This window comes from Neorhizobium galegae (genome assembly GCF_017877055.1).
Classification (GTDB): Bacteria; Pseudomonadota; Alphaproteobacteria; order Rhizobiales; family Rhizobiaceae; genus Neorhizobium; species Neorhizobium galegae_D.
Map to the genome: position 1 here is coordinate 342,809 of NZ_JAGIPG010000001.1, position 21,124 is coordinate 363,932.

The 21,124-nt window shown below is 62.3% G+C and carries 22 protein-coding genes; 8 read left to right on the forward strand and 14 right to left on the reverse strand.

Annotated features, from left to right (window positions below; all coding sequences use genetic code 11):
- Window positions 1-46: 46 nt before the first annotated feature.
- Window positions 47-1,255 carry a pyridoxal phosphate-dependent aminotransferase gene (locus J2857_RS01370; RefSeq protein ID WP_210008201.1) on the reverse strand — a complete coding sequence of 403 codons (1,209 nt, stop codon included), beginning with the start codon at window positions 1,253-1,255 and terminating at the stop codon, window positions 47-49.
- A 15-nt stretch (window positions 1,256-1,270) separates the two neighbouring features.
- Window positions 1,271-1,912 carry a TetR family transcriptional regulator C-terminal domain-containing protein gene (locus J2857_RS01375; protein WP_210008202.1) on the reverse strand — a complete coding sequence of 214 codons (642 nt, stop codon included), beginning with the start codon at window positions 1,910-1,912 and terminating at the stop codon, window positions 1,271-1,273.
- Between the two features lie 244 nt (window positions 1,913-2,156).
- Between J2857_RS01375 and J2857_RS01380 the strand changes: the two genes are divergently transcribed.
- The gene (locus J2857_RS01380; RefSeq protein WP_210008203.1) at window positions 2,157-3,680 is read left to right on the forward strand and encodes a globin-coupled sensor protein; all 1,524 of its coding nucleotides are present in this window, start codon (window positions 2,157-2,159) and stop codon (window positions 3,678-3,680) included.
- Here the strand turns inward: J2857_RS01380 and J2857_RS01385 are convergent, their stop codons facing one another.
- A complete protein-coding gene (locus tag J2857_RS01385) occupies window positions 3,681-4,916 on the reverse strand; it encodes an MFS transporter (RefSeq protein ID WP_210008204.1) in 1,236 nt (411 codons plus the stop codon).
- 280 nt (window positions 4,917-5,196) lie between these two features.
- Window positions 5,197-6,558, reverse strand: coding sequence for an LLM class flavin-dependent oxidoreductase (locus J2857_RS01390; protein WP_348635646.1), 1,362 nt, complete (start codon window positions 6,556-6,558; stop codon window positions 5,197-5,199).
- Window positions 6,559-6,651: 93 nt separating this feature from the next.
- On the opposite strand from J2857_RS01390, the gene J2857_RS01395 reads away from it, so the two are divergent.
- Window positions 6,652-7,215: a helix-turn-helix domain-containing protein gene (locus tag J2857_RS01395; protein ID WP_245362977.1), complete on the forward strand. Its 564-nt coding sequence runs from the start codon at window positions 6,652-6,654 to the stop codon at window positions 7,213-7,215.
- 109 nt (window positions 7,216-7,324) lie between these two features.
- Here J2857_RS01395 and cydB read toward each other — a convergent pair whose 3' ends face one another.
- Together cydB and J2857_RS01405 are read right to left on the reverse strand one after the other, a co-directional pair.
- Window positions 7,325-8,329, reverse strand: a complete 1,005-nt coding sequence (gene cydB, locus J2857_RS01400) for a cytochrome d ubiquinol oxidase subunit II (protein ID WP_210008205.1) — start codon at window positions 8,327-8,329, stop codon at window positions 7,325-7,327.
- Window positions 8,319-9,737, reverse strand: coding sequence for a cytochrome ubiquinol oxidase subunit I (locus tag J2857_RS01405; RefSeq protein ID WP_210008206.1), 1,419 nt, complete (start codon window positions 9,735-9,737; stop codon window positions 8,319-8,321). The genes cydB and J2857_RS01405 overlap by 11 nt, the downstream gene beginning before the upstream one ends.
- Window positions 9,738-10,211: 474 nt before the next feature.
- Between J2857_RS01405 and J2857_RS01410 the strand changes: the two genes are divergently transcribed.
- A complete protein-coding gene (locus J2857_RS01410; protein WP_210008207.1) occupies window positions 10,212-10,895 on the forward strand; it encodes a phosphoribosyltransferase in 684 nt (227 codons plus the stop codon).
- A gap of 3 nt (window positions 10,896-10,898) precedes the next feature.
- Here J2857_RS01410 and J2857_RS01415 read toward each other — a convergent pair whose 3' ends face one another.
- Window positions 10,899-11,678: an endonuclease/exonuclease/phosphatase family protein gene (locus J2857_RS01415; RefSeq protein ID WP_210008208.1), complete on the reverse strand. Its 780-nt coding sequence runs from the start codon at window positions 11,676-11,678 to the stop codon at window positions 10,899-10,901.
- A 65-nt stretch (window positions 11,679-11,743) separates the two neighbouring features.
- On the opposite strand from J2857_RS01415, the gene J2857_RS01420 reads away from it, so the two are divergent.
- Window positions 11,744-12,685, forward strand: coding sequence for a YbhN family protein (locus J2857_RS01420; protein WP_210008209.1), 942 nt, complete (start codon window positions 11,744-11,746; stop codon window positions 12,683-12,685).
- On the opposite strand, the gene J2857_RS31355 is transcribed toward J2857_RS01420, so the two are convergent.
- The 4 genes from J2857_RS31355 to J2857_RS01435 all read right to left on the reverse strand — a co-directional run bounded on the left by J2857_RS31355 (window position 12,665) and on the right by J2857_RS01435 (window position 14,945).
- The gene (locus tag J2857_RS31355) at window positions 12,665-14,170 is read right to left on the reverse strand and encodes a phospholipase D-like domain-containing protein (protein WP_210008210.1); all 1,506 of its coding nucleotides are present in this window, start codon (window positions 14,168-14,170) and stop codon (window positions 12,665-12,667) included. The two genes, J2857_RS01420 and J2857_RS31355, sit on opposite strands and share 21 nt — an antisense overlap.
- Before the next feature lie 94 nt (window positions 14,171-14,264).
- Window positions 14,265-14,468 (reverse strand): hypothetical protein, encoded by a 204-nt coding sequence (locus tag J2857_RS01430; RefSeq protein ID WP_210008211.1) that lies wholly within the window; start codon window positions 14,466-14,468, stop codon window positions 14,265-14,267.
- A gap of 35 nt (window positions 14,469-14,503) precedes the next feature.
- The gene (locus tag J2857_RS30835; RefSeq protein ID WP_348635669.1) at window positions 14,504-14,683 is read right to left on the reverse strand and encodes a hypothetical protein; all 180 of its coding nucleotides are present in this window, start codon (window positions 14,681-14,683) and stop codon (window positions 14,504-14,506) included.
- Window positions 14,684-14,750: 67 nt separating this feature from the next.
- Window positions 14,751-14,945: a hypothetical protein gene (locus tag J2857_RS01435; RefSeq protein ID WP_210008212.1), complete on the reverse strand. Its 195-nt coding sequence runs from the start codon at window positions 14,943-14,945 to the stop codon at window positions 14,751-14,753.
- Between the two features lie 167 nt (window positions 14,946-15,112).
- Between J2857_RS01435 and J2857_RS01440 the strand changes: the two genes are divergently transcribed.
- Complete coding sequence (locus J2857_RS01440) at window positions 15,113-15,625, forward strand: ferritin-like domain-containing protein (protein ID WP_210008213.1); 513 nt, start codon at window positions 15,113-15,115, stop codon at window positions 15,623-15,625.
- Window positions 15,626-15,677: 52 nt separating this feature from the next.
- Here the strand turns inward: J2857_RS01440 and J2857_RS01445 are convergent, their stop codons facing one another.
- Together J2857_RS01445 and J2857_RS01450 are read right to left on the reverse strand one after the other, a co-directional pair.
- Window positions 15,678-15,893: a hypothetical protein gene (locus tag J2857_RS01445; RefSeq protein ID WP_210008214.1), complete on the reverse strand. Its 216-nt coding sequence runs from the start codon at window positions 15,891-15,893 to the stop codon at window positions 15,678-15,680.
- A gap of 188 nt (window positions 15,894-16,081) precedes the next feature.
- Window positions 16,082-16,297 carry a hypothetical protein gene (locus J2857_RS01450; RefSeq protein WP_210008215.1) on the reverse strand — a complete coding sequence of 72 codons (216 nt, stop codon included), beginning with the start codon at window positions 16,295-16,297 and terminating at the stop codon, window positions 16,082-16,084.
- A 243-nt stretch (window positions 16,298-16,540) separates the two neighbouring features.
- On the opposite strand from J2857_RS01450, the gene J2857_RS01455 reads away from it, so the two are divergent.
- Window positions 16,541-17,557: a glycosyltransferase family 4 protein gene (locus J2857_RS01455; RefSeq protein WP_210008216.1), complete on the forward strand. Its 1,017-nt coding sequence runs from the start codon at window positions 16,541-16,543 to the stop codon at window positions 17,555-17,557.
- Here the strand turns inward: J2857_RS01455 and J2857_RS01460 are convergent.
- Entirely contained in the window at window positions 17,554-18,978 is a 1,425-nt protein-coding gene (locus tag J2857_RS01460) for a lipopolysaccharide biosynthesis protein (RefSeq protein WP_210008217.1), read from the reverse strand. The genes J2857_RS01455 and J2857_RS01460 overlap by 4 nt on opposite strands.
- 128 nt (window positions 18,979-19,106) lie before the next feature.
- On the opposite strand from J2857_RS01460, the gene J2857_RS01465 reads away from it, so the two are divergent.
- Window positions 19,107-20,300, forward strand: coding sequence for a glycosyltransferase (locus J2857_RS01465; protein ID WP_210008218.1), 1,194 nt, complete (start codon window positions 19,107-19,109; stop codon window positions 20,298-20,300).
- Window positions 20,301-20,349: 49 nt separating this feature from the next.
- Window positions 20,350-21,123, forward strand: coding sequence for a polysaccharide deacetylase family protein (locus J2857_RS01470; RefSeq protein WP_210008219.1), 774 nt, complete (start codon window positions 20,350-20,352; stop codon window positions 21,121-21,123).
- The last annotated feature ends 1 nt before the right edge of the window (window position 21,124 follow it).

Genomic DNA, 21,124 nt, shown 5'->3' on the forward strand with positions numbered 1-21,124 from the left:
GAGTGGGCAGATTATCCCCTGGCGGAAGGGCCAACCCGAATTCCGCTCACGCCATCGGCGTCATCGCGCGGTCACGGCCGGCGGATGCAACGCGGCCCGCGAGGTCTGCGATACGGTCCATGGCTGTCGCAACCACATCATCCGGCACCGTCAGCGAGATGCGCAGAAAACCTGCGGCCTGATCGCCAAAGGAAGTGCCGGGCATGACGGCCACCTTCTCCTCGCGCAGCAGTTCCCAGGCGAATTCCTCGCCGTTGAGGCCAGTGGCAGTCACGTCGAGCAGGATGAACATGCCTCCTTCCGGCGGCATCGGCTTGACGAGGTTGCTGCCGGCAAAGGCCTGTTCGACGATCGTCGCGCGGCGGCGATAGTTTGCCCGCATCACGTCGGCGGTGTCGAAATGCTGCGACAGCGCCATGGCGGTCATGTCGGAGATGAAGGGTTGCACGCCGAAGAGCATGGTCTCGGAGACTGGCAGCAGTCTTTCACAGAACTCTTCCGGACCGGCGGCCCAGCCGCTGCGGAAGCCGGGGGCGGCGTGAGATTTCGAGATCGACGAGACGGCGATGGTGCGTTCGGCCAGTGCCGGAATATCGAAGGGCGAGGCGAAGGGCGTGCCTTCGAAGATCAACTGCTCGTAAACCTCGTCCGAGACGATCCAGAGGTCATGCTTGCGGCAGACCTCGCCGATGGCGGCGATCTCGGCGGCGGTCAGCACCGCGCCGGTCGGGTTGTGCGGCGTGTTGAGGAGGAGGACGCGGGCCTCCGGCGTGATCGCCCGTTCGAGGTCCTCGGCCTGGAGATGGAATTTCTTCTCGGGGCGCAGCGGCACGGGGATCATATGCGCGCCGGTCGAGGCGATGACGCCTTCATAGGTCGCATAGAGGGGATCGCCGACAAGCACGCCGTCACCGGCTTCGACGAGACCGGTCATGACGCCGTAGAGCGCGGTCTGGGTGCCGGGGAAACAGAGGAAATTGCGCTCGGTGACACCTGCGCGGCGCTTCGAATATTTTTCGACCAGCGCCTTCAGTACCGATGGTTCGCCGCGACCGTTGGAATAACGGGTACGGCCGGCATACATGGCGCGCGTCGCCTCGTCGAGCAGAGCCTTGTCCGGCTTGGCGTCCGGTTCGCCGATGGTGAGTTCGATGATGTCCTCGCCTGATGCCTGCATGCGGCGGGCGGTCAGGTGGAGCGCCCAGCGGCCGGAGCCGAGATGGGCGAGGCGGTCGGTGATCGAGGCATAGCGCATCGGTGTTTCCTTTTCTTATCGTTGCTCGGCCGTAAGCTCGCCGGGTTGCAGGCGCAGCAGCGCCTCCACCGAGATCAGGGCATTTTCTGCGAGTTCGTGTTCCGCAAACGTATCGGCCGCAAGCGTACCCTCCAGCCAGAGGCCATCGACCAGCGCGTTGACCCCGATCGCATAGGTGCGGCACTGGGCAGGGCTCAGCGCTCGCCTTTCTTCGACGAAGAAGGCGGACAACAGGGTTTCCAGCGCCTCCAGGAAGGACAGATAGTTCTCGCGGTGGATGGCGGCGAAGCTCTGGTCGGTCTGGATATGGCTGATGAAGGCGGCCCACAGCGACAGCGTGCGCGGGTCGGTCACCGGCGGCGTCACATTGGCGACGATGAAGCGGCGCAGGCGCGAGCGGGCCGTCTCGCCCTCGATCGCGGCAGCAACCGCCGTCTCGGTCATGCCGGCCATCACCTTGCGGTAGGCGGCCTGCAGCATCTGGTCCTTGCCGCTGAAATAGTGCCGGATGAGCCCGCCGGTGACACCGGCACGCATGGCAATCTGGCGGACCGTGGCACCCTGGATGCCGGATTCGGCGATGCAATCGAGCGTCGCGGCAATCAGATCCTCGCGCCGCTCGGCTTCGCTTGCCCTGTGGTAGGTGCGGCGGTTCACGGTTCATCTCCCGAACGGCACAGCCGTTCTTCTCACGGCTGCCGACGCTTATTATACGCTCGAATAATTCGCGCAAGCAAATTTCCCGTCCATCCCTTCGCATGGCCGCTGAAAATTATCGCAAATTGTAACTTCCTATCAGTTTTGAGGGGGTCTTATTAAGGGATCCTATACCTTAACCTTCACAATATGGAACCGATACGCCCCAAGTCGGGTGGCGACCGCGGCGGATTGGGGGATCAGAATGTCGTCGGCTGAAGAAAAACGCGAACTGCAAAAGCGCCTGGATTTCATCGGTTTGGACCAGGAAGCGCGCGCAACGCTTCGACGTCTCGCGCCGGTCATCAATGCCGGCCTTTCGGCCGCTCTCGGCGCTCTCGACGGGAAGATCCAGTCTACACCTGACACGGCCAGGATGTTCTCCAGCCAGGCTCAGATGGAGAGCGCCAAGAAGCGTCAGATGAGCCATTGGGGCGCCGTCGGCGAGGCGAAATACGACGAGCGTTATGTGGAAGGCGTGCAGGCTGACGCCGCGGCGCATGCCCATGCCGGTCTCGATCCCAGCTGGCTTATCGGCGGCTACGCGCTCGTCACGGAAAGCCTCATCCACAAGGTGATGGCCGAGAACTGGCCATCCCGTTTCGGCCGCGGCAAATCCGAAGAACTTGCCAAACAGGTCAGCACGCTGGTCAAGGCGGCGATGCTCGACCTGGACTATTCGATCTCCGTCTATCTGGATATCCAGGCTGGGGAGCGGCGCCGCGCCGAGGAGGCGAAGCTCGTCGCCGAAGAGGAGCAGGAAGTTGCGCTCCAGGCTCTGGACGACGTATTGAAGGGCCTTTCCGCGGGCGATCTCGAAAGCCGGCTTTCCACCGCTCTTCCCGCGAGCTTCGTCAGGATGGCGGAAGATTACAACGAAAGCGCCGAGAAGCTGCGCGGCACGCTGGCGACCGTGCGGCATGCCGGCGAGGAAATCCTCACCAGCACCAACGGTATCTCCCAGGCTTCCAAGAATCTCGCCCGGCGGACGGAGGAGCAGGCCCAGGGCCTGGAAGAAAGTTCAGCGACGCTGCACCAGCTCACCCACAGCGTCTCCGGCACGGCCGAAGGCGCCAGCAAGGCGGCCGGCGCGGTGGACGTGGCGCTTTCGGAGGCGCGGGCCTCCGGGCCGGTTGTCAAGCAGGCGGTGGCGGCCATGGGCGAGATCGAGCGCTCGTCCGACGAGATTTCCAAGATCATCGGCGTCATCGACGAGATCGCCTTCCAGACCAATCTCCTGGCACTGAACGCGGGCGTCGAGGCGGCGCGTGCCGGTGAGGCTGGCCGCGGTTTTGCCGTCGTCGCCCAGGAAGTGCGGGCGCTGGCGCAGCGTTGCGCCGACGCTGCCAAGGAGATCAAGGACCTCATCTCCGACAGCTCGCGCCAGGTACAGGCGGGCGTCGACCTCGTCAACAATGCGGGTGCTGCGCTCAGCCAGATCACCACGCGCATCGACGACATCAACACGATCGTCAAGACGATCGCGACCGAAGCGGCGCACCAGTCGGCCGGCCTGCATGAAGTCAACGGCGCGCTGAGCCGGATGGATTCGCTCACCCAGGAGAATTCGGTCATGGTGCTGGAGACGTCCAAGCAGACGTCGGACCTGCGCGACGCGGTGGAACGGCTGGTCACGGCGCTGCGCGGCTTCAAGACCCGCAGCGCTGAACGGCTCGCCCGCGACCGCCAGAAGCGGGAAGAGACGCCTAACCGTCGCCTCGTCGCCTGATCAGCGCTTTCCGCCGGCAAGCCGGATGGCATCCGGCCTGCCGCGCAGGATCAACATGGAGGTGGCGCCGAAGATCGGCCCGACCGCCAGAACCGAGAACGTCCAGCGCCAGCCACCGAGCAGCTCGGCCAGATGCGGCATCAGCCAGATCATGAAAATGGTCAGCGCAAAACCCATGCCCATCTGCAGTGACAAGGCCGTGCCGATGTAATTGCGGTCGGCAAGTTCGGTCACCGCGGCGGAGAATTGCGCAGAATCCCCGATGATCGAAATCCCCCAGACGATCACCACCAGCGCCAGCAGCCAGAACGGCCCGTCGAAGACGAAGCCGATCGTCAGCGCGCAGGCGCCGGAGACGATCATCAGGCCGGCGGTGGTGGCGGTGCGGCCAGCACGATCCGAGAGCACGCCGCCGGCGAAACAGCCGAACACGCCCGATGCGACCGCAATGAAGGTGAGCAGCGACGCCTCGCTGCCGATGCCGGTGCCACCCTTGTCGAGGGCTGCCGTCAGGTAGGCAAGCAGCCAGGCCCACATGGCGTAGAGTTCCCACATATGGCCGAGATAACCGCCGTTGACGAGCAGCAGGTTGCGATCCTTCAGCACCCGGCCGATCTGGCGCGGATCGAACAGCGCCTTTCCGAACGGGTAGGGGCCTTCACGGGTGAAGAGGAGGAGGATGACCGCGCCGACCAGCGTCGCGCCGCTCGACAGCAGCACGACATTGTGCCAGTCGACCCCCGACGCCATGCCACGGAAGAGATGCGGCAGCGATGAACCGGCCGTGATCGCGCCGATAACGCCGGCAAGCGCGAGGCCGCGGTCGGTGATGAACCAGGTGGAGACAAGTTTCAACGCCGGCGGGTAGACGCCGGCGAGCGCAAAGCCGGTGACCATGCGGCAAAGGACGGCGCCGGCCGGGCCGGGTTCCAGAGCCAGGGCGGCATTGGAGAACGCGGCGAGCAGGGCGGAGGCCGCCATCAGCCGGTTCATGCGGATGAGGTCCGGCAGGTTGAAGAGGCTGGCCGCCAAAGCGCCGACGACGAAGCCGATCTGTACCCCGTTGGTCAGCCACGCAGCGGCATTTTCGGACAGCGCCCAGGCACGTTTCAGCTCAGGTGCTATGGCGTTTGCGGAGAACCAGCAGGAGAAGGAGAGCACGACGGCGAGACACAAGAGCGCGAGCATCGACCAGCGGCCTTGCGCGGGGGGGTCTTCAAGGGTCGCTGCGGTCATTGTTGTTGCATCCTGCTAACTCGGCGAGCTTCTTCTACAACGTCTTCTCTGCCCTGCCGGGTATCTCCCCCTTGAGGGGGGAAATCGGATGGAGCCGATGCTCTGCCCAATCACGACAAGACCTTAAGCGGGCAATGTGCACTTCACCTCATATCCTGTCACGCATCACCGAAGAGAGGACGTGGATCGAAAGCCGGCCTCTGCCGGGCATCTCCCCCTCGAGGGGGAGATGCCCGGCAGGGCAGAGGGGGGTATCACAGGCGGGATACCTTCGTGATCCTCACCTTGAGACCCGGTATCTGGCGGCGATATGCCGGTCCGGCAACCCAGGCGCTCCAAACAGCTTCTCGCGGTACGTACCCTCGCCGTAGCCGGTCTTGTAGAGGCCTCGTTCCTGCAGGATCGGGATCACCAGTTCGATGATATCGTCAAAGCACTCCGGTACGACGGTGCGAGACAGGTTGAAACCATCGACGCCGGCCTCATCCATCCAGGCCACGAGATTGTCGGCGATCTGTTCGGCGGAGCCGATCATGGGCGCCTGGCGGCTGCCGAGTACCATTTGTTCGAGCAGTTTGCGCTTCGTCCATTGCGGCCCCGCGGTGCGGGTCATCGCCTCGACATTCGAGACGATCGCCGAGCTCCTGCCGGTCTCGATCGGCTCGTCGAGATCGTACTTTGCGAAGTCGATGCCGAGCGAGCCTGCCGCATGCACGAGCGCACCTTCGGAACTCGCATAGGCGCGATAGTCCTCGAATTTCTCGCGCGCTTCCTTCTCGGTCCGGCCGGTAACGATGGTGGCGCCGACGAAGACTTTGACGTCCTCGGCGTTGCGGCCGTATTCGACCGCACGGGCTCTGATGTCATCGACGATGCCCTTGACGCCCTCGGTCTTCTGGCCGTTGACGAAGACGCATTCGGCGTGGGTTGCGGCGAACTGCCGGCCTCGGGTCGAGGAACCGGCCTGATAGAGGACCGGCGTGCGCTGCGGCGAGGGTTCGCAAAGGTGGATCGCCTCGATGCCGTATTGCTTGCCGCGATGACGGACCTTGTGGACCTTGGTGGGGTCCGCATAGATATGGTTTGCCCGGTCGAAGACCATGGCGTCATCCTCCCAGCTTCCTTCCCACAGCCGGTACATGATTTCCATGTATTCGTCGGCGAGGTCGTAGCGGTCGTCATGGGCGGCCATGCCATCGAGGCCGATGGCTTTGGCGGCGCTGTCGAGGTAACCGGTAACGATGTTCCAGCCGATGCGGCCGCCCGTCAGGTGATCGAGCGTCGACATGCGGCGGGCGAAGACGAACGGTGGCTCGTAGGTGAGGTTTGCGGTAACGCCGAAGGAGAGGTGTTCGGTGACCGCCGCCATGGCCGGCACCAGCAGCAGCGGATCGTTGACCGGCACCTGCACCGCCCCTCTCAGCGCCGCGGCGTTGCTGCCGCCGAAGACATCGTTGACGCCGAGCACATCTGCCAGGAAGATGCCGTCGAACAAGCCGGTCTCAAGCTTCTTCGCGTAGTCCGTCCAGTAACGAAGCTGGGCATAGCGGTGCGACTGGTCGCGCGGATGCGTCCAGAGCCCTTGCTGGATATGGCCGACGCAGTTCATGTCGAATGCGTTGAAACGGATTTCGCGCGTCACGATCTTCCCCTGAATTCCTCGTTGCGAACGAGCGATGTCTCTTATAGGATCATCTTGTCCACTATAGAAGACGATCACCGAAAGGCAAGCCGCTTGCAACAGACGGAAAACGACCCGGTCCCGGCGATCGCCATGCGGCTGAAGATCGAGCGGGAGGCGCGCGGCTGGTCGCTGGCCGAGCTTGCGGAGCGCTCCGGCGTCTCCAAGGCGATGATCAGCAAGATCGAGCGCTGCGAGGCGAGCCCGACGGCGACCGTCCTCGGCCGGCTCTCGGGCGCCTTCGGCCTGCCGCTCTCGGTGCTGCTGGCGCTTGCCGAGCGGGCGCAGGAGCGCGTCGCGCTGCAGGCGGAACAGCCGGTCTGGACCGATCCGGAGACAGGTTATACGCGCCGTGCGGTCTCTCCGCCGAATTCACTATTGGAGCTTCTGGACGTCTCGCTGCCTGCGGGCGTGCGCGTGCCCTATCCGGCATCCGCCTTTGCCTTCCAGCACCAGCAGATATGGTTGCTTTCGGGCCGGCTCGATTTCCAGGAGGGGCCGGTGACGCACCATCTCGCCGAAGGCGACTGCCTTCTGCTCGGCCCGCCGGCCGATTGCGTCTTCTTCAATCCGGGCAAGGAACCGGCGCGTTACGTCGTAGCGCTGACCCGGCGTTAGGCGCCGAGCCAGAATTTGATGATCAGGCCGACGGTGCCGACAGCGGCGACGCCCGCCACCCAGAGGCCAACGAACCAGGCGAGCCGCTTGAAGGTTTCGCCAGCCGCCATCAGTGGTAGCCCTCATGTGGATCGACCTTGCCGCGGAACACCCAGTAGGCATAGCTCGTATAGGCAAGGATCAACGGCACCAGGATCAACGCCCCGACCAGCAGGAAACCGAGGCTTTCGTCGGGTGCCGCCGCATCCCAGATGGTCACCGATGTCGGTACGATATAAGGATAGAAGCTGATGCCGATGCCGGCGTAACCCAGCACGAAAAGCCCGAGTGCCGCGAGGAACGGTCGGCTGTCGCGGTTGTTCCTGAGACCCGTGAGCAGAAGCCAGAAGCAGCCAACGACCAACAGGGGCACGATGACGCTGAAGATCGCCGTCGGCCAGGAGAACCAGCGTTTCAGATAGAGCGGTTCGAGGAAGGGTGTCCAGAGGCTGAAGATGCCCATCGCGGCCAGAGTCGCGAGGGCGGCGATATAGGAGAGGCTGCGGGCCTTGTCGCGAAGGTCGCCCGTCGTCTTCATCACCAGCCAGGTCGAGCCGAGCAGTGCGTAGCCGATGACGACCGCAAGGCCGGTGGCGATCGAGAACGGCGTCAGCCAGTCCCACCAGCCGCCGGAATAGGCGCGGTTTGCAACCGGAATGCCCTGCACCAGGGCGCCGAGCGCGATACCTTGCGCCAGCGCTGCCATGAACGAGCCGCCGGCAAAGGCCCAGTTCCAGAGATATTGCGCCCGGCCGGTGCGCCAGCGATATTCGAAGGCGACGCCTCGAAAGATCAGCCCGAGCAGCATGGCGATGATCGGCGCGTAGAGCGCGGGCAGGATGGTGGCATAAGCGAGCGGAAAGACAGCCATCAGGCCGCCGCCGCCGAGCACCAGCCAGGTTTCGTTGCCATCCCAGACCGGTGCGACGCTGTTCATCATCACGTCGCGGTGGTGCTTTTCGGGGAATAGCGGGAAGAGAATGCCGACGCCGAGGTCGAAGCCGTCGAGGATCACATAGGCAAGCACCGCAAAGGCGATGATGGCCGCCCAGACGAAGGGAAGGTCAATGACCATGACGGCCTCCTGCAGGGAGCGTTGCGATATGTGGGGCCGGCGTGATGCCGGCGGTTCGGATCGGGCCTTCGCCGAGATCGTCGCTGGGGTCGCGCGGCAGGCGGGACATCAGCCGCAGGATATAGAAGGTACCGGCGCCGAAGACGAGGAGATAGACGATGATAAAGGCGATCAGTGACGAACCCACGGCAGCTGCTGCAATCGGCGAGACGGAGTCGGCGGTCAGCAGGTGGCCGTAGACGGTATAGGGCTGCCGGCCGACCTCGGTCGTGACCCAGCCGGCGAGCACGGCGACGAATCCCGCCGGGCCCATCACCATTGCCGCGCGGTGAAGCCATTCGGTCGTGTAGAGGCTGCCCTGCCATCGACAGTACAGGCTCCAGAGACCCAAGCCCAGCATGGCGAAGCCGAGGCCGACCATGATGCGGAAGGACCAGAACACGACCGGAACCGGCGGCTGCAATTCACGCGGCACGGTATCGAGGCCGTTGAGCGGCGCATCGAGGCTGTGCTTGAGGATCAGGCTCGAAAGCCGGGGAATTTCGATCGCGTAGTCGATCCGTTGCTCGGCCTGGTTCGGCAGCCCGAAGAGGATCAATGGCGCGCCGTCCGGATGGCTCTGGTAATGGCCTTCCATCGCCATGACCTTGACCGGCTGGTGTTCCAGCGTGTTGAGGCCGTGCTGGTCGCCCGCGAAGATCTGGATCGGAGCGACGAATGTCAGCATCCACATCGCCATCGAGAACATCGTGCCGGCCCGCAAGGGGGCGGTGCGGCGCAGGAGATGCAGGCCGCCGACGGCGCCGACCACGAGCGCGGTGGTCAGGTAGGCGGCAAGCACCATGTGGACAAGGCGATAGGGAAAGGACGGGTTGAAGATGACCGCCCACCAGTCGGCCGGGATGAACTGGCCCTTGTCGTTCATCGCAAACCCCTGCGGGGTCTGCATCCAGGAGTTGGCGGAGAGGATCCAGGTTGCCGAGATCAATGTGCCGACCGCGACCATCAGCGTCGCGAAGAAATGCAGGCCGGGGCCGACGCGGTTGCGGCCGAACAGCATGATGCCGAGGAAACCTGCCTCGAGGAAAAAGGCCGAGAGCACTTCGTAACCCATGAGCGGACCGATGATCGGGCCGACCTTGTCGGAAAACACGCTCCAGTTCGTGCCGAACTGGTAGGACATGACGATACCGGAGACGACGCCCATGCCGAAGGCGAGCGCAAAAATCGTCTTCCAGAAGTCGAACAGCTCCAGATACACGGCCTTTTTCTTCCACAGCCAAAGAGCTTCCAGCACGGCGAGATAACTCGCCAGCCCGATCGAAAACGCGGGGAAAATAATGTGGAACGAAACCGTGAAGGCGAACTGCATGCGCGCCAGCAGCGTCGCGTCAAAGGCCTCGAACATGGCATTATTCCTTTTCCGGCAGCGGCCAAAAGCCCATCGATCTCATCGGAAGACAATCGGTTCGGGGCGTCAAGAGATCAATACGCGTGAATGCCGCGCGCCCCGATGCCGCAGACCTGCGTCGATCCGCAGCGGCAAAAGAAAAAGCGCTTCCCGGTGAGGGGAAGCGCTAGTGGGGGAGGGTACTTATGACAATGTCGGCCGCGTGGAGGTCATGCGTCCGACCCGCCTTGAACCCATGACCGCGAGTTTTGTTCCTCCTCTCGTGCGCTTTGGCGCGAAACCTCCGGTGGCTCCCGGTTCGACAGGCAGATACGGAAAGGAGAACCGCACCACGAGCAAGGCGGCAGGACACGGAACCAAACCCCATCCTCACGGTTGTCGGACGTCCGGCTGGTGATATCATGCCATCGGGCTGGCAAAAGAGAACCAAGTGCGGTGGCAGACGCCATCGCACCATCCTGGGAGGATGCTATGTTCGGTCTGAGCCCGACCTTTATCGATCGCGAGGATGCCGGAAGGCAATTGGCGGAAGCCATGCAGGCGGCCATGCCGCCCAATCCGATCCTGATGGCGTTGCCGCGTGGCGGTGTGCCGGTGGCCTTCGAAGTCGCCCAACGGCTCGGCCTGCCGCTCGACCTCCTCATCGTCCGCAAGATCGGCGCGCCCGGTCATCCCGAATACGGCATCGGCGCTGTCGTCGATGGGCGAGAGCCGCACGTGATCGTCGATGAGGATGCCGCCCGCCGCTTCCACGTGCCCCCCGGCTATCTTGCCGCCGAGCGCGACCACCAGCTTGCCGAAATCGAACGCCGCCATCGAATGTATTTCGGCGAGGACGAGCCGAGCGAGCATGATCACACGGGCCGCGACGTCATTCTGATCGATGACGGTATTGCAAACGGCGTCTCGATCCGCGCGGGCATCCATGCGCTGAAAGACATGGGGGTTGCGTCGATCCGGATTGCGGTGCCGGTCGCGCCGCGTCACTTGCTGGAATCCCTGAAGGAAGAGGTGGACGATATCGTCTGCCTGTCGGCTCCGGAACGCCTGGAAGCGGTCAGCCTGCACTATGGCGACTTCAGGGAGACGACCGACCAGGACGTGGTGCGCCTTTTGAAGGAGGCTCATCGGCTCAGCCGGACGCTGAGCCATTGAGCCTCAGAGCTCGACCGTTACCAGAAGCGGCAAATGGTCGGAGGCCTGGCGGGAAAGCGGGGTCGATACGACCTGCGTCGCGATCGGAGTGACTTCTCTGGAGACGAACACGTGGTCGATCCTCAGAAGCGGCAGACGGGACGGGAAGGTGGCCTTGGGTTTCATCCCGCTCAGGAGCGACGCATCTGCCATCTGGTGCGCGACGGCCTTGTAGGTTGCGGTCAGCGGAATGGCGTTGAAATCGCCGATCAGGATTTTCGGCTTGCCCTGACAATCCGGTGCGCCCATCCATCTCTCTCCGAGAATCTCGCCGATCTGGCGCATCCGGTCGCCGCCCAGCAGGCCAAGATGGGTATTGAATACCTGCAGCTTGTGCTCGCCGACCTCGATTTCCACCCACAGGGCGCCGCGCTGTTCGCCATGCGAGGGCAGGCTCGCACCCTTGACCATTTTTGCCGGCAGGGCCGTCAGGATTGCATCGCCGTACTGCTCTTCGGCGACGTTGAGCGCTGCGTGGAAATGGAACTCCATCTGCAGAAGAGACGCGATCGCATGCGCCTGGTCGATCCCGCCGGTGCGGCTGCGGCCGACATCCAATTCCTGCAATCCGATGATATCCGGTTCAACGGCGGCGATGACCTCGGCCACCCGGGCGGGGTCGAGCCGGCGATCGGTACCGATGCAGGTATGCACATTGTAGCTCAGGATTTTCAGGCGGTGCCTTGCGGGAGAGGGCCGTGCCGTGGATGGGCCGGCCCTGGATGGCGATGTCCGATCAGTCATGGAGCGGGGAACACCTTGGTCCCGGTTTCGTTCCCATTGTTATACAGTCGTTTACGAGAGGAACCATGATCGCCAGACGCCATCTGCTCAAGTTTCTGATCGGCGTTGCGATCTGCCTGGCGGTCTTCCTCGTCTATCGCAGCCTCGGTCGCTACACGCTTGACGAGATCGAGGAATCGGTCCGCTCGATCGCCGCTTTCCGGCTGGCGACCGCGTTTTCCTTCGTCATCCTTTCCTATCTCTGCCTCGGCGGCTTCGATGCGCTTGCCGTGCGATATGCGGGCAAGCCGCTTCCCCTGCGGCAGACCTCGCTCGCGTCCTTCGCGGCACTGTCGATCGGTCATAATGTCGGGCTCTCCGCGCTCAGCAGCGGTGCCGTGCGATACCGGTTCTACACGCGCTGGGGTCTGACCGGCGAGGATATCGCCAAGGTCATCGTCTTCTGCGGAGCGACTGTCGGCCTGGGTCTTGGAACGCTGGCCGGGCTGGCGCTGCTGCTCCAGCCGGGCGACGCGGCGGACCTGCTCGGCCTCGACCGCACGGCACGGCTCGTCGTCGGTCTTCTCTGCCTTGCCGGTCCTGCGGTCTATCTGCTGATCTGCGCCTTCGTGCGCCGTCCTCTTGTCGTGCACAACTGGCGTTTCGAGCCGCCGGCGATACAGCTTGCGCTCGGCCAGATCGTCATCGGCACGCTGAATTTCGCCTGTGTCACGGCGTCCATCCAGCAGCTTCTGGCGAGCTTTACCGATGCCGGATACCTGAATGTGGCCAGCGCCTACGTCACTGCCAACATAGCCGCTCTGATCAGCCATGTGCCGGGCGGGCTCGGCGTACTGGAGGCGACCATGCTCGGGATCCTGCCGACATCCGCTTCGATCGGAGCACTGATTGCCTTCCGCGTGCTTTATTTTTTCGTGCCGCTCACCGTCGGCGTGCCGACATTTCTCGTCACCGAGGCCTATTATCGTCATCGGGGCGGCAAGTTCCTAGAGCAGACGGTGATGTGACAGGCGGGCGAGAAGCCGCCTGAGACCAGTCTTGATTTCCGGGATCGGCCAGAAGGGCTGTTTCGGGTCGATGATGCCGGTGCCGACAAGAGACGCCGTTTCGCCTTTTTCCGTATCGACGTCGTAGCTCCGCAGGCCGCGAGGCTTGACGTTCAGCCGATCGACGGCCGCCAGCATGGACCCGGTCTCCGCGATAACCCGCGCAACTTCCGCCGGTTGAGCGTCGAGATGTTCTGCGATCAGCTCGTCCCGGAGCGCGGCGATCGCCAACCGGCCGGTCGGGTCAGAGGTTTCGATCGCAAGGTCCGCCTCCGTGTCCAGCCCTTCGGAGCGGTTGTTGAGATTGGAAGAGCCGACCCGCACGAACTGGTCGTCGACGATGATCAGTTTGGAATGAACGATGATTTCCCGTTCGACGCCCTTGCCATCCGCGGCAACGGCAAAGAAAACCCGCAGCCGCCCATAACGATCCGCGCGCTTCAGGCGACGGATCAGCCGGTTGCGGTTGTGGCCCATCATCAGCTTTTCCAGGAAACCATGGGATTCACGCGTGACGATCACGAGGATTTCCGGGCCATCGGCTTTCCTCAACCGTTTGGCGAGCGTGCGCGCCACGCCGAAGGAGGCGAGATACTGGGTCTCGATATAGAGATGGCGTTTGGCGGCCTTCAGCGCGTCGTGCGTCAGCCGTATCGCCTCGCGGTGGCCCCGATGGCCTCTCCATTTCCACGCCTCGGTGAGCGCCAGGCCGGTGTTGCAGTCGGTCAGCGCCGGTTCCAGACCTGCCGGCCACGGATTTTCGCCCGGCATATCGAGCGGCGAAAGGACCTGGCGGGTTGCTTTCTCCCATCGACGGCGCGCGACATCGCCGATCAGCTTTGCCGTATCGCCGGTGACGATCGTCTGTATATCGTGGACGGGGCCGTAGGTGGTTCCGTCCGGCGCCCGGCGCAGCGGGTTGTCGATCGCATGGCTGCGGTCGTCCCAGCGGCGTGCGGTCAGGTCGATGCCGCCGAGGAAGGCGGTCCGGTCGTCGATCGCGACGATTTTCTGATGATGGCTGGCGCGCAGCGGATGTTCGAAATCGAAATGCAGGAAGATGCGCGGATGGTCTTTCCAATCCATCTTGCCGAACATCTTGAGGCTCTTGCCGGAGTAGACAGGGCCCATGCCCCAGACCAGGATGCGGATTTCAAGCGAGGGCTTTTCCTCGACCATCTTGCGCAGCAGAGCACCGATCGTTTCACCGTCGGGGTCGCGGGGACGAAGGACGATGTCAGGATTGAAATCCCAGCCGATGATGAAGATCGAACGTACCGCTTGCCTCAATACCTGATCGATCCGGCGAAAATAGTCCTCGCCATCGATCAGAAAGGCGAGCTTTTCCGCCTTCGCTCTACGCCAGGCATTGCGGCCAGGCCGGATGATGGGTTCGAATGAGAATCCCGTATCCCGGGTCGGGATCGATTGCGTCCTTACGTCCACCTGGCCACCTCGTCATGAAATCGCAGATGAACGCGCGGGTTTTGTCCTTTGTTCCAAGGCCGTATTCTCGCCGAGCCGGATGAAGTGGTGGGCGCTATTCGATAACCGTTTGCTGAGCCGGGTTGGGTGCAATGAAATTGTTGTTGCCATCTCTGAAGGCTTCCATCGCGACAATGAGCCCGAGGAGGATGAGAGCTGCGGCGCCCAGCAGCTTCCAAAGCCCGTTCGTCGTGGATTTCGGGCTGCTCTTGTCCTGCACTTCCCGGTGGTCTGCACGTGTATGGCCATGGATGTTCATGATCGATCTACCGTCGCTTTCGCGCCGCTCCTTCTTCACCTGAATGCCAGGTTGCCAGGCGGCATATAGACTGGCGGATTGGGGTTCTCGTCGGGATTGGGCAACGGCGTCTCGTCCGGCAGCCGATCCGGTTCCGGTTCGTTAATCGGCGGTTCCGGCTTCCAGATGGGCGCCGGCATAGGCGGGCGTTCACTTGGTTCGCGAGGATCGGGTATCATGGAAAACTCCCTGTTACTCATCCCACAACCGCCCGGCATGGCGATTGTTCCGCGCGAATTAAGCCTAACGTTTCGTGGAGCCGGTGCTGGTCGGGTCTGTTTCCGGAGCCGGCGTCTGCGCCCTGTCGCTTGTCGTCGGAGGTGCCGGTGCCTGTGCCGTATTGTCCGACCTGCCGGTGAAATAGTAGCCGGCAGCCATCAAGAGGAGCACTACGATAATCCCTCCGATGATGGAATTTGCCCTCATCTCTCGTGACATGATCTTCGCCTCTATGGCTCGTGAATTTACTACTGGACAATTCGCAAACGGCGGCAATGTTCCCAGCATCGAGGTGAAGGAACTTCGCATGCTTTCAAGGGTTGAATCCGGCTGTCTTGCGTTCCAGAAATAACTGATTTGGGCAACCAATTTGCGAGGAGAAGCGAATGACCCATGCCCGAGACAATTTCCTCGCGTGGCTACGTGCCGCCCATGCCATGGAAGAACAGGCGATCACTACACTTTCCGCCCAATCCCGGCGGATCGAGAGTTATCCCGATCTCAAGACCCGTATCGTACAGCACCTGCGCGAGACGGAGGAGCACGCCCAGGCGCTGACGACGCTCCTCGACCATTTTTCGGCAACTGGCGGCGTGTCGGCAATCAAGGACATGGCTGCCAAGCTGACGGCCAAGGCCCAGGGCGTCGGCGGCATGTTGACCAGCGACGAGGTGGTCAAGGGAGTGATGGCAAGCTATGCCTTCGAGCACATGGAAATCGCCAGCTACCGGGTCCTGATCGCAGCGGCCGACGAACTGGATGAAATGGAGGCGAAGGCCGTCTTTGAACGCATTCTTGGCGAAGAGATCGCTATGGCCAACTGGCTGGAAGCCAATCTCGACGCCATCACCCGCGTATTCCTGATGCGCGACGAACGAGACCTGATGGCCAAGAGATAAGTGGCGAAGTACTGAAGGGGCCTAGCCGCTGCGATTGCTGCTGGCACGGATGTCAGGCTTCCAGGCGTGCGTCCGGGTCGAGATGGATGTACAGCTCTCGTGGATCGCGTACGCCCTGTTGATAAAGCTGAAAGATTTGTGCTGCGAGATTGTTTGCGGCGAGGCTGCCGCCAGCAAGTCCACGCTCTGCGCAGATCTCGTCGAACAGGCGTTGAAGAAATGCAAGTTCCGTCGGTTCGAAGGTGGTGGTCAGGACTGCCGCATTCATCTTTTCAGCCTCCCAAATGGTGGCGAAAGCGCTCCCTGTCTTTCAGTCGCCGGCGCGCTCCTGTCTTCAGCCAACGATAGACAAAGACTACTACTTCCCTTCCACTTTGCAAGGGAGGAAAGCCGGGTGGTGCAGCACGTGGAATGCTCAAGATCGCTTCTCAAGCAGTCGTGAATGTAATTGCTTTTTCAATCGTTAAGATGGTTCGCCTCGTGATCGTGCAACTGTTCCGTCTGTACCATTTTGCTATCCAGTCCGCGTTCCCTCGAATGCTGTGCCTTGTCGCGGTTTGACAGCACTTTGTTCTCGGGAAGGATCGCATTGTCGATCTCTGTCATGGCCCCGTTTCCGCTGTTTTTTCCCTGTGCTCCGGCGCCCATCCGTTTTGAACTGGCTTTGGCCATGATGTCTGCCTTCTGGTTATTGGTTTTCACTGAAAAGCTAGAACCGCGCAGGAGAGTTTTTGATCCGCCAAAAATCGGATAGGAGAAATCTGAATGATCTCACTGCGCAGATTTTAAGGTTTCAGCTCTAGGGTCCGGGTCATGAGGCACGAATTCAGCTCAGCTTTTCCAAAAGCTGCCGATACCCTAATTCCTTCGGGAAAGCGGATTCTCCAGCTCGTAACCCATGACAAGATGGGTGGCGTGCGTACTCTTGTGCAGATGGTGGAAACCGGCTTGCAGGCGCGCGGTTTCGAGGTGCAGACGCTGCCGCTCGACACCGGTCATGGAACGGTCGCCACTCTTCGCAATCTTGCGCGCCTCGGCTGGACCATCCTGTCGGGAAAATACGACGCGATCTTCACCTACCAGGCTGCAGCCTCCGTCTTCGGCGGTTTTTTCGGCCTTCTGGGACGCGTACCCGTGCGCGCCGCCCATCACACCGCAGCGCCGGAGGGTATTCGCCGGCATTGGAAGGCACTTGACTGGCTGTTCGGTTCGACCGGGATATTCACCCATTTCGTATCGAATTCCGTTTCCACCAGCGCGTCGTTCGGCAAATGGCCTGCTGCCTACCGGCGGCGGTTCATTCTGATCCCGCACGGCGTCGATCCCATTCCGCCGGCTCGCGCAGCGGTCGACTGGCGGCAGCGCCTATCCATTCCGAGGGATGCTTTCGTGCTGGTCGCGACCGGCCGGCTGGTGGATCAGAAGGATCACGGAGTACTGGTGGATGCGCTCGGGATGTTGCCGGACATGCACCTTATCATCGCCGGCGACGGCCCGAACCGGCAGGCGCTGGAGGAAAAAGCGCGCGCTCTGGGTGTGGCGGAGCGCTTCCATCTGGTCGGCTCGATCGAGCGGGATGCGCTCGGCGACATCCTGACGGCCGGAAATATCTATGTGTTCCCCTCGATATGGGAGACTTTCGGCCTTGCGGGGGTGGAGGCTTCGATGGCCGGGCTGCCGGTCGTCGCCTCCGATCTCCCGGTTCTGCGGGAAGTGCTTTGCATCGGCAACGAGCGTGAGAACGCGGCCATGACGCGGTTCCATCCGCTCTGCGATGCGATCAGCCTTGCCGATGCGGTCAAGAACCTCGCTGCCAATTATCCGGACGCGCGGCTTCGCAATGATTTCGCGCGACTGCATCGTGAGCATCACAGCCGGGAGCTCATGCTGGAGCGCTATACGAATTTCCTGCATTCCGAGAGCGGCGTCTAACCGCGTCGCGGATAAAAACGCAGAAGCAGCGAGCGGGCATCGAACAGGTTCCAGCGCAGCGCGATAAAGGCGCTGGCGCTGGCGATCAGGACGAAGCTGATGGCGCTTGCAGTCGGCTCTTCCGCCAGGAACTGGACACCTTTGCCGACGGCGACAACAGCTATGCCGAGAACCAGCAGCAGGCCACCCCGCGGCAGGTCGAGAGGCATGCGCAGGTTCCCAGACGCGTAGACCAGGCAGATCAACAGCGCCGCCGCCTGCCCGAGCGTGAAGGCGATGGCGGCGCCCATTGCGGCGTATGAAGGGATCAGCAGGTAGCTCAGCGTTCCGGTGACCGCCAGCATCGCAACAGAAGCGACCAGCTCCAGGTTTGTTGTCCCGCTGAAATAAATGATCTGGCCAAAATAGTGGGCGCGCATGACGAGAATGGCATTCGCGACGAGCAGGATCGGCATGATCTGCGTGACGACTGGCAGATAGCTCGGAGCGAGCAGGATCCCAAAGATGACGTCGCCGAGCAGGATGAAGGACGCCGTGCCGAAAATGACGATATAGCAATGTGTGATGAAGGCGCGCTTGAGGGTATGCCGCGCTTCGGTCCCATTCCCTTCGGCATGGAGGTTCTTGGCGCTCGAAATATATCCTGCGCTGATCGCCTCGGCCAGGACCAGGAAAGTCTGCTTCATGAGGTCGAGTACGGTCCCGTAGGGGGCGACGGTGCTGGTATTGTAGAGGCCCGCCAGGAGCAGCCGATCGACGTTCATGGCGGCAGCGGAGGCGCCGAAGGCGATGGCAAGCGGCCAACCGTAGCGCCACATCCGCCGCACGTCGCTGGCCCTAGGCCAGACGAAGCCGGACGCCCATATGGTGCGGCTGAAATGCCGGAAAACCGGCACGGAGCCCAGCGCATAACCGAGCCCCACCCCTGCCAGCAATGCGCCGGGCGTGTCGAATTCGAGGACGGCGATGTAACCGAACAACAGCGAGAAGACGGCGCGGGCGATGGTCGCGATTGCAACAAGCCGGACCAGAAGATGGGCGCGGCTGATTTCGACGGCGACGAAATACAGGGTGAAGCACACCACCAGCAGGCTGCTGCTGACCGCGACATCGGCGTGCAATGTTCCAAACAGGTAGAACAGATATATGAAGCCGATCGCCGGCAGCATCACCACCCCTGAAACCAGCAGCAGCGCCCCTGCGAGCCGATCGGCTTCCTTGGGGTCGTATCGTCCGAAATGGGCAAAAACGATCCACTGGACGCCCAGGCTGTAGACCATCATGCATATCGAAAACCCGACGATGTACTGGCCGTACACTTCGGCGCTGGTCATGCGCGTGAAGATGGAAACCGACACGAGATTGATGATGGCCGAGGTCGCGCGCGAGGCTAAATACACCGAGGCATGTCTATCGCTCAATTTCGTCGTCCAATGATATGCATTTGGTCAGAATTAACCGCTAACCCTCTAGGGTAGGCCGGATCGTTGCCGGGAGTGACGTAGATCCTTCCTTAGCAGGAACAAACGCAATAATCATAGGGCATGTGATGATTATGAATAGCTCTCGGATTGTTGATCCGATCGCAGCCCGAATCTGCTTTCTCGTGCGTGGTTTCGATGGTGGCGGTGCTCAACGCGACGCCATCCTGCTGGCGAACGAATTGCAGGGCCAGGGATTTCCGAGTGCAATCGTTACGCTTCAGAGTTCAGGCCCCTTGCGGGACCTGATCCGCGCCGACGTGCCGGTCATCGATCTCGGCAGCGGCCGCAAACTGCGCCTCGCCTTTGCGCCCGCCGCATTGAGAAGGCTGCTGGTCACGGGGCGTCCGAGGGCGCTGGTGTCTTCCGAGGCGGCGGCGAATGTTCTGGTGGTCCTGGCCTCCCGAGGGCTTGCGAAGGAAACGCGTCCGTCCATCGTCTTGCGGGAGGTGGCAAGCCCCCTGCAGGCGCGAACCGGCGATCCCTACTGGCAGAACCGGCTGGCCTACAGATTGATCCGGTTTGCCTATCCGCGCGCCGATCTCGTCCTGACACTGACGGCCGGTGCGCGCAACGATCTCATCGGCCGCTTCGGCGTGCCGGCAGCGAAAGTCGCCAATCTCGGCACCAATGCCGTGCTGACACCGCAGATGCGGCAGAGGGTCGAGCAACTGGGCCGCGCTCCGGAACCGGGCCTCATTGTTTCGGTCGGCAGGCTCTCTCCGGAAAAAGGATATGCGACACTGATCGAGGCCTTCGCGCAGCTCAGGCGGACGCGCGCGGCCCGGCTGACGATCGTCGGGGAAGGCGATGAGCGCGGTAATCTGGAGGCTTTGATCGAAGCCCTGGATCTGTCGCAGGACGTCAGCCTGCCGGGACACAATCCGGACCCGTTGTCGATCGTATCGCAGGCCTCGCTTTTCGTCTCCTCCTCCTCGCACGAGGGGCTGGGGAACGCGCTGATCGAGGCCATGGCCTGCGGCGTACCCGTCGTCGCGACGGATGCGCCTTACGGGCCGCGCGAGATCCTGCAAGGCGGCAGGCTTGGACGGCTGGTTCCCGTGGGCGACGCGACCGCGCTTGCGCAGGCCATGGCGATGACGCTTGAACAGCCACCCGAAAGCGCCGTTCTCCAGACCCGCGCCGCGGAGTTTAGCGTCGAGAAATCGGCCGAAAGGTTCATTCATCTTCTTCAGGCGGCAGGAATTGCGGGAAGTGCCGTTTCTGCGGCGCCGGAGATTGAGACAACCGTAAGTATTTGACATTATGTTCTCAAGCTCTGGGAAGTCCGACTGCAATGGATGGGGGTAGATGAAAAAGCCGAAACTCTGGGAGATGTCCGGTTCCGAGATACTGGCGGGAGTATCCCGCAAGATCGGGCGGCACGTATATTTTCGCCCGCACCTGTTGAAGCTGGATGCGCCTGTCGTTGCTTTTACGTTCGACGACTTTCCTGTCTCGGTCTTCGAAAATGCGGCGCCCGCTCTTGAGGACGCCGGCATGCTCGGCACGTTCTATCTGGCGAGCGGCCTGATGCAGCGTGTCGAAAACGGCCAGCTGATCGTCGATGAGGAGATGGTCGCGGCACTTTCGGAAAAGGGACATGAGATCGGCGGCCACACGCATGGCCATATCAATGTCCAGAAAACGCCCCGTCGCGATCTCATGGCCGATGTCAGGCGCAATGACGAGGAAATCGCCCGGATCGTCGGCTCCGCAAAGCCGGTTTCCTTCGCTTATCCGTTCGGGATGATCTCGGTTCCATCCAAGCTTGCGTTGATGCATCACTATCCGGGCCTGCGCGGCATCAAGGTCGGCACCAATTCCGGCCTCATCGACCTTGCCCATCTCAAGGCGCAGGAACTCTATGACTGCAGCAACGATTCCGCGTCGATCGACAGGATGCTGGACGATGTCGAGCGGCGCTGTGGCTGGTTGATTTTCTATACCCACGATGTGCGTGAGGACCCGACGAATATCGGCTGTTCGCCGGCCTTCTTCTCGCACGTGGTCGACAAGGTGCGCCGGCGCGGCATCCGGGTCGAGACGGTGATCGATACGCTGAAGCGGATCGGCGTCGCCTAGA